Here is a 7,166-nt window from a genome sequence, read left to right as displayed (position 1 = left end):
GACCTGTGCCCCGCCCACCCGGACGTACGCGCGTACGCCGTCGCGCTGGCCCGGTCGGTGGCCCGCCAGGGCGTGGACGCGGTGGTGGCCGAGTCGCTGCACTTCGGGACGTTCGGACACGGCTACCACCACGAGCGCAGCTTCGTCGCCCTCGGCCCGATCGAGGAGTTCCTGCTGGGCCTGTGCTTCTGCACGTACTGCACCGGGCGCGCCGAGACCGCCGGGGTCGACGCCGCCGCCGCGCGCGCCGCGGCCACGCGAGCGGTGGGGCGGCTGCTCGATGGTGGGGACGCACAGCCCGGTCCCCTCACTCTCGCCGAACTGACCGAGCAGGCAGGGGAGCCGGTCGCCGCGTACGCCCGCACCCGCTGTGACACGGTCACCTCACTCGCCGCGACGGTGGCCGACGCCGTGGCGGCCGAGGGCTCCCGGCTGGTCTTCCTCGATCTGACCGGCGCGGTCAAGGGCTACGCGGACGGCCGCCCGGTCGGCGCGCTCGCGGCCGACGAGGCCTGGCGGATCGGCGTCGACCCGGCGGCGGTCGGCGCCGTGGTCCCCGGCTACGGCCTGCTCGCCTACGCCCGCGACCCCGCCCGTGTCGCGGCCGACACCGCTGCCTACCGGACCGCCCTGCCGGACGGCTGCACGCTACGGGCCGTACTGCGGCCGGGAGCCCCCGACAGCGACTCCGCCGACGTGCTGGCCGAGAAGACGGCGGCGGCCACCGGACCCTCAGGCGGCGCGGACGCCGTCGACTTCTACCACTACGGCCTCGTCCCCTTCCCCGTGCTCGACCGCATCCCCACGGCCCTGAAGGCACGCCGGTGACCCTCCGCCGTACCAACGGGTCTCCGGTCGGACCACACGCTCAGGTCGCCTCTCCTTCCGGGGGACAACCCCAGGGTGCCACCGGGGGCACCCTGGATTGCCGGTCCGCGGGAGCCAACGGAAGCTGTGAGCCATGACGATCTTTCACCCCGAGCCGTCGAGTGCCGCCTCACCTCCTGCGTTATCGCCCCCGGCACGGCCGTCCGCAGCCAGACGAGGTGCGCGCCACGTCACGCGCACCCTCGCCCTCGGTGCCCTCGCCGTGGCCATGGGGGCCACCGCGAGCCCCACCCTCGCCCAGCCGGACCCCGAGCGGTCCCCGGGGCAGGCGACGGCCGTGACCGGCGACGACCCCGCCTCCCTGCGCCGCTTCACCGGACAGCGACCGCGCTGGACGGCGTGCGACCACAAGGAACTGGACGAGGCCGGTGCCCGCTGCGCCACGATCCGCGTGCCGCTGGACTACCGGAACCCCGAGGGACGCACCCTCACCATCGGTTTCTCCCGCATCAAGGCCACCGACACCAGGAACCGCATCGGGCTGATGATGCACAACTCCGGCGGCCCCGGCGGGACCACGCTCGACATGCCGCTGATGGACGCGCCCGCGATGGGCAAGGAACTGGCCGCCCGCTACGACCTGATCGGCATGGACCCGCGCGGCGTCGGCCGCAGCAGCCCCCTGCGCTGTGGCACTTCCGGGCACTGGCTGCGCTCCGCCGGGTACGACGAGGAGGGGTTCCGGGCCCAGGCCCGCTACGAGGCGGACCTCGTGAAGAGCTGTCAGCGCACGTACGGCAAGGACCTGTCGTACCTCCAGCACTTCTCCACCCGTAACACCGCCCGTGACATGGACCTGCTCCGGGCGGTGCTGGGGGAGCGGAAGACCTCGTACTTCGGGATCTCGTACGGTACGTACCTCGGCGCGGTCTACGCGCGGATGTTCCCGGCTCGCGTCGACCGGCTGCTGCTGGACAGCGCGATCGACCCGGCCCAGTGGTACGTCACCGGGTTTCGCGAAGCGACGGCGGCGAACGAGGAGTACCTCGACGCGGTGGCGGCGTGGGCGGCCCGCCGCCACGGCACCTACGGGCTCGGTGACACGGCCGCGAAGGTCCGGGCGACCGTCGAGAGCGTCGCCCGGCAGGCCGCCCGCACCCCGCTCAAGGTGGGCCCGTACACCGCCGACGGCCAGCAGGTGCCGCAGGTACTGGGGATGACCATGGCCGACGACCGGGACTTCGCGCGGACCGCCGAGACCATCAAGGTCCTGCACGACGCGGCGCGCGGCCGCACCGTCGAGCCGACCGAGACGCTGAGCGCGGCGCTCGGCCCGCCGAGCGACGAGCAGGAGATCCAGAACTCCCTCCAGATGGCCCTGCAGTGCGCGGACCGCTCCGCACCGCGCGACCTGTCCTGGTACCGGCGCAACGTCGAGCGCAGCCGGGCGACGGCACCCGTCTTCGGTCCGGTGTTCAACGGAGTGCACCCGTGCGCCTTCTGGCCGGGCAAGCCGGTCGAGCCGCCCATGACCGACGGCAACGACCTGCCCGGACTGATCGTCCAGGCCACCGGTGACACGCGCACCAGCTACGCCAACGGCCAGGGACTCCACCGGAAGATGCCGAACTCGCGCCTGATCACCCTGAAGGCACAGGTGCACGGCGTCTACGGCCTCTACCTCAACCGCTGCGTCTACGACCAGGTCAACGACTACCTCCGCACGGGCGACCTGCCCGCACGGGACACGGTCTGCGAGAAGGACCCGGTGGCTGCCGCCCGCCGCTGAACCTCAGCCCACATGGACGCGAGGCCGGCGCGAGCGGTCGGCTTCGGCCTCGCGGAGGACCTCCCGGGTGACGGGCGCGACCTCGCCCTGGCCGAGGAGGAAGAAGCGGAGGAAGTTGTGGAAGGGGCTGCCCTCGGTCCACTCGAAGTAGACGTGCGGTATCTGGCCGGTGGTGTCCCGGACGTGGAGGAGCAGGGCCGCCAGTGCGTTGGGGATCGAGGAACTCTCCAGGGTCAGGACCCGGTAGCGGCCGTGCAGGACCTCGCCGCGCACGGTGAGGCCCGCCTCGAACTCCGACGGGTCCGTGACCGTGACCTCGACGAACACGAAGTCCTCCGCCGTCGGCACGTCGTTGTCGTGGCGGATCTGCTCGATCTTCTCGCGGTACTCGGCGATGTCCCGGTTGTCCGGCTCGTTGGCGATGAACCGGATCCTGCGGCTGGCGACGTCCCGGACGAAGCGCTGCGCCATGTCGTCCAGCTCGACGCTGGTGACCCGGAGTTCGAAGGCGCGGGCGAGCCGGGAGAGCAGGGAGACGAGGATGATGCCGGCGATGAAGCAGGCACCGATCTTCACACCGTCGGGCCGCTCGATGACGTTGAGGACCGTGGTGTAGAGGAACACGGCGGAGATGACCGCGAAGGCGATGGTCCAGCCCCGCTGACGGGCCTTGCGCGCGGCGATGGTCACGGCGATGGCCGCGGAGGAGATCAGGACCAGCACGCCGGTGGCGTACGCGCCGCCCTGGGCGTTCACGTCCGCGTCGAAGATCCAGGTGACGAGGAAGCCGATCAGGGTGAAGACGATCACCATGGGGCGCACGGCTCGGGCCCAGTGCGGGGCCATGCCGTAACGGGGCAGATAGCGCGGCATCAGGTTCAGCAGCCCGGCCATCGCGGAGGCGCCGGCGAACCAGAGGATCGCGATCGTCGACACGTCGTAGACGGTGCCGAATGTGTTGCCCAGGTACTCGTGCGCGAGATACGCGAGGGCACGGCCGTTGGCCTCGCCGCCGGCCTCGAACTCCTTCTCCGGGATGAGCAGGGTGGTGATGAAGCTCGTGGTGATCAGGAACACGCTCATGATCACCGCGGCGGCGGTCAGGAGCTTCTTGGTGTCGCGGATCCGGCCGACGGGCCTGTCCTCGGTGTCGCCGGGGTCACCCTCGACGTGCGGCATCACGGCCACGCCGGTCTCGAAGCCGGACAGGCCCAGCGCCAGCTTCGGGAAGACCAGGAGGGCCACGCCGACCATTGTAAAAACGTTTCCGTGCTCGGCGGTCAGGGCGGAGGACCAGTCCGTGACCACGTGCCCCTCACTGGCGACATGCCAGAGGCCGGTCACCACGACCACCGCGTTGAGCGCGAGGTAGGCACCCACCAGCGCCACGGCGACGCCGATCGCCTCCAGGAAGCCCTTGAGGAACACGGCCCCCAGCAGTGCGACCAGGATCAAGGTGATCAGCAACTGCTTGTCGTGCAGGACGTCCGTCAGGTGGGGGTTCTCCACCAGGTGCGTGGAGGCGTCGGCCGCCGACAGGGTGATGGTGATCAGGAAGTCGGTCGCGGCGAACCCGAGCAGCGTGAGGACGAACAGCTTGCCCTTCCAGAACGTGAGCAGCCGTTCCAGCATAGAGATCGAGCCCTGGCCGTGCGGGCTCTCCTCGGCCACCCGCCGGTAGACGGGCAGCGCGCCCGCCAGGGTGACGATCACCAGCACGATGGTGGCGATGGGCGACAGCAGACCGGCGGCGAGGGCCGCGATGCCCGGCTGGTAGCCGAGGGTGGAGAAGTAGTCGACACCGGTCAGGCACATCACGCGCCACCACCGCTGGCCCTTGTGCGCGGCGTGCGCGGCCTCGGGCTGGGCGTGCGGTTTCTGCTGGTTCCCCGCCATGTCGGAGAGGCCCTCCAGCATCCACGTCCGCAACCGGCTCGGTGGCGGGTGTTCGGTGGTGGCCATCGACGTGCTCTCCTGATGTGCGGCTCGGTGCGGGGACGGCCGTCACACGGGTCACCCGGACGGCGCCACCAGCGTAAGCGGAGAGTGACGCATGGGCCTGTGGATGATGGCCCCGATGGCGTCAAGCTTGCGTTAAGACTGGGTGGCTGGAGCAGAGCCGGACACACAGCGTCATGCCGTCCGCCGCGCCGTCGCCGTACCGGTGGATCCCGGTACGGCGTCGGTCGCGGCGGACGTGTGACGCCGCCCGGCGGGGTCAGACGCGGTCGGCCACGATGAGCAGGTACTGGAAACTGCCGTTCTCGTAGGCGCTCAGGAAGGTGTCCTCGATGCCCGTGACCAGATGGTCGGCCTGCTTGCGCAGCTCCCAGTAGGGGATCGTCGCGGCGGTGAGATTCTCGACGTGGATCGGGACGAGGCGGTTGCGGGCCATGGCGCGGAAGTACTCCGACCGCGGGTGGATGTCGCAGATGTAGTGGGCGTTGATGAGGGACACCTCGCGTGAGGCGCGCCCGTAGGTGTCGTTGTAGCAGCCGGTGATCGTCACATAGCGCCCGCCGCGGCGCAGCAGCCGGGCGTGTTCGGTGAACAGCAGGTCCAGCTCGACGTACATGGTGGACTCGTTGTTCCAGGACGCCGCGTACGCGCCGGACTTCAGGCCCGTGTCGAGCATGTTGCGGTGGTGGTAGCGGACCTGGGTGTCGATGCTCCGCTTCCGGGCCTGCTCATTGGCGAAGTCCGCCTGCTTCCGGGAGATCGTGACACCGTCGGCGCGGCAGCCGTAGCGCAGGTGGGCCACCACACTGCCGCCGCCGCGCCCGCAGCCGGCGTCGAAGACGCGGTCGGCGGGGGAGAGGGGACCGAGGTGGGAGGCGAGCAGGTCGGCCTGGGCCTGCTCCAGGCGGTGCAGCTCGGTGGTGACGCGCTCCCCGCGCGCCGCCGGATCGGTGCGGTCGTCGAGCACCGACCAGTCGACGTCTCCGACGCCGTAGTGGTGGTGGTACAGGTCGTCGATCTTTCCGAGCTCGAGGTTGACCGGGTTCTCCTCGGCGTTCCAGTAGTCCGCGACGCGCGTCTGGTACGTGGACTGAGCGGGTACCGAAGTGGTCGCCGGGGCGGGGTCGACGATGGTCAAGAGTGACTCCTCGTGGGGTGGGGCGTCGGCCATGGCCGCGCGTTACCAGTAGTCGGGCAGGTGGTAGCGGTGGGTGTTGGTGGCGTGCCACTCGTGGTTGCCGGACACCCAGGCGGCCAGGCTCCGGGCGTAGCGCTCGACCAGGGTCGAGGTGGCGGAGAGGACCGCGGACTCCTCCTCGAACGCCGCCATGATCCGGTTGTGGATCTCGACGGCCTCCAGGTAGGCGGCCTTCAGCCCGCATCGCTTGTTGGCGGCGATGACCTGGGGCAGGTTCAGGTGGGTCGGATCGCTGGCCAGTTCCTTGGTGAAGGAGTACAGGTCGTTGACGATGGTGGTGGCGTTGCAGGCGAGAGCGGTGATCCGCTGGATCTCGGGCCGGGCGTAGAGGGCTTCGGGCAGTTCGTAGGCGTCCACGGCGTCGACGATCGACAGACAGGGGCGGAAGTTGTTGAACTGCCGCATCACCAGGTACTCCCAGACCCGCGGCACGTACCGGGTCTCCGACCAGGCGGCCTCGGCCAGGTAGCCCATGTGCAGGCGGGCCATGTCGTGCACGAACCGGTCGGTCTGGCTGGGGGTGGCGAAGGCGGCGTAGTCGCGCAGCGCGAAGTGGTACGAGCGCAGCGGTCCGTCGGCGCGCATGCCGTCCCGCCACTCCTCCTCCAGCTCGGGGGTGCCGTGGTACGGGTCGAGCGCCGCCTGAGCCATGATCAGCCGGCCGCCCAGCCCGCGGCGCGCTCCGCCCCTGCCCTCGTCCTCCTCGCAGTAGCAGCTGTCGACGAGGTTCTCGGCGAGCAGCAACTCCCCGGCCACCGTGAGACGTTCGAGGTCGGCGGCGCCCGGATGCTGCAGGACGACGGCCCGTCCGAACTGGAACCCCGAGAAGTCCCCCGTCCACGCCGGCGGGAAGAGGTCCAGCCCATGGGCCCAGTCCTCCAGCCGCCGGTCGATCTCCGCGGCCTTCCCGGGATCGGCGGGTGCGGCGGGCCGAAACCGCAGCCCCGGAACGGGCCCGCTCCGCCGGCCCCGCGCGGAGAACGCGGCGCGGGGCGGCCCGGGCAGCCGGAACGGTGGGGGTGCCTGCGGTGTTGGGGCACCGGAGCCGAGTGCCGGTGCCGGTGCCGGTGCCGGTGCTGGTTGCGTCGGGGGGGCAGGCGCGGCCGTCGGGAACGGCGCCGGTGTCTCCGGCTGCCGAGGCGGGTCCGGGGGCGGTGGTGACGGGACGTCGGAGTCGGGTGCCGGTGTGGTCCCGGCGGGGCTGGTTGCCGTGGGAATCGGAACGGGCGGAGACGCGTCCGAGGGCGGTGGTGACAGCGCCCCGGAGTCGGATGCCGGTGCGGGTCGGGCGGAGAGGGACGGCCCGGGCGGCCGGAAGAGTGCCGGTGTGGTCCGGGCGAGGCTGGGCGGCGCGGGGAGCCGGAACGGTGCCCGTGTCTCCGGCTGTGGGGG

The 7,166-nt window shown here is 71.2% G+C and carries 4 protein-coding genes and 1 pseudogene; 2 read left to right on the top strand and 3 right to left on the bottom strand.

What is annotated here, in order from left to right:
* Positions 1-828 (top strand): annotated as a pseudogene (locus tag FNH08_RS51210) (hypothetical protein); the annotation flags it as partial.
* 133 nt (positions 829-961) lie between these two features.
* Positions 962-2,617, top strand: a complete 1,656-nt coding sequence (locus FNH08_RS40025; RefSeq protein ID WP_152776431.1) for an alpha/beta hydrolase — start codon at positions 962-964, stop codon at positions 2,615-2,617.
* Between the two features lie 3 nt (positions 2,618-2,620).
* Here the strand turns inward: FNH08_RS40025 and FNH08_RS40020 are convergent, their stop codons facing one another.
* The 3 genes from FNH08_RS40020 to FNH08_RS40010 form a co-directional block, all read right to left on the bottom strand.
* On the bottom strand, positions 2,621-4,579 hold the full coding sequence (locus FNH08_RS40020; RefSeq protein ID WP_152776430.1) for an APC family permease: 1,959 nt from the start codon (positions 4,577-4,579) through the stop codon (positions 2,621-2,623).
* A 256-nt stretch (positions 4,580-4,835) separates the two neighbouring features.
* Entirely contained in the window at positions 4,836-5,747 is a 912-nt protein-coding gene (locus tag FNH08_RS40015) for a geranyl diphosphate 2-C-methyltransferase (RefSeq protein ID WP_152776429.1), read from the bottom strand.
* A gap of 9 nt (positions 5,748-5,756) precedes the next feature.
* Complete coding sequence (locus tag FNH08_RS40010) at positions 5,757-6,992, bottom strand: family 2 encapsulin nanocompartment cargo protein terpene cyclase (RefSeq protein ID WP_407704555.1); 1,236 nt, start codon at positions 6,990-6,992, stop codon at positions 5,757-5,759.
* Positions 6,993-7,166: the final 174 nt, after the last annotated feature.

Origin of the sequence: Streptomyces spongiae (assembly GCF_009377185.1) — a bacterium.
GTDB classification, from domain to species: Bacteria; Actinomycetota; Actinomycetes; order Streptomycetales; family Streptomycetaceae; genus Streptomyces; species Streptomyces spongiae.
This window is presented reverse-complemented; position numbering and strand designations above follow the sequence as displayed.

What these genes read in the sequence shown, in the direction of transcription:
- FNH08_RS40020 (WP_152776430.1), bottom strand. Translation starts at nt 4,579, where the DNA reads ATGGCCACCACCGAACACCCGCCACCGAGCCGGTTGCGGACGTGGATG.
- FNH08_RS40025 (WP_152776431.1), top strand. Translation starts at nt 962, where the DNA reads ATGACGATCTTTCACCCCGAGCCGTCGAGTGCCGCCTCACCTCCTGCG.
- FNH08_RS40015 (WP_152776429.1), bottom strand. Translation starts at nt 5,747, where the DNA reads ATGGCCGACGCCCCACCCCACGAGGAGTCACTCTTGACCATCGTCGAC.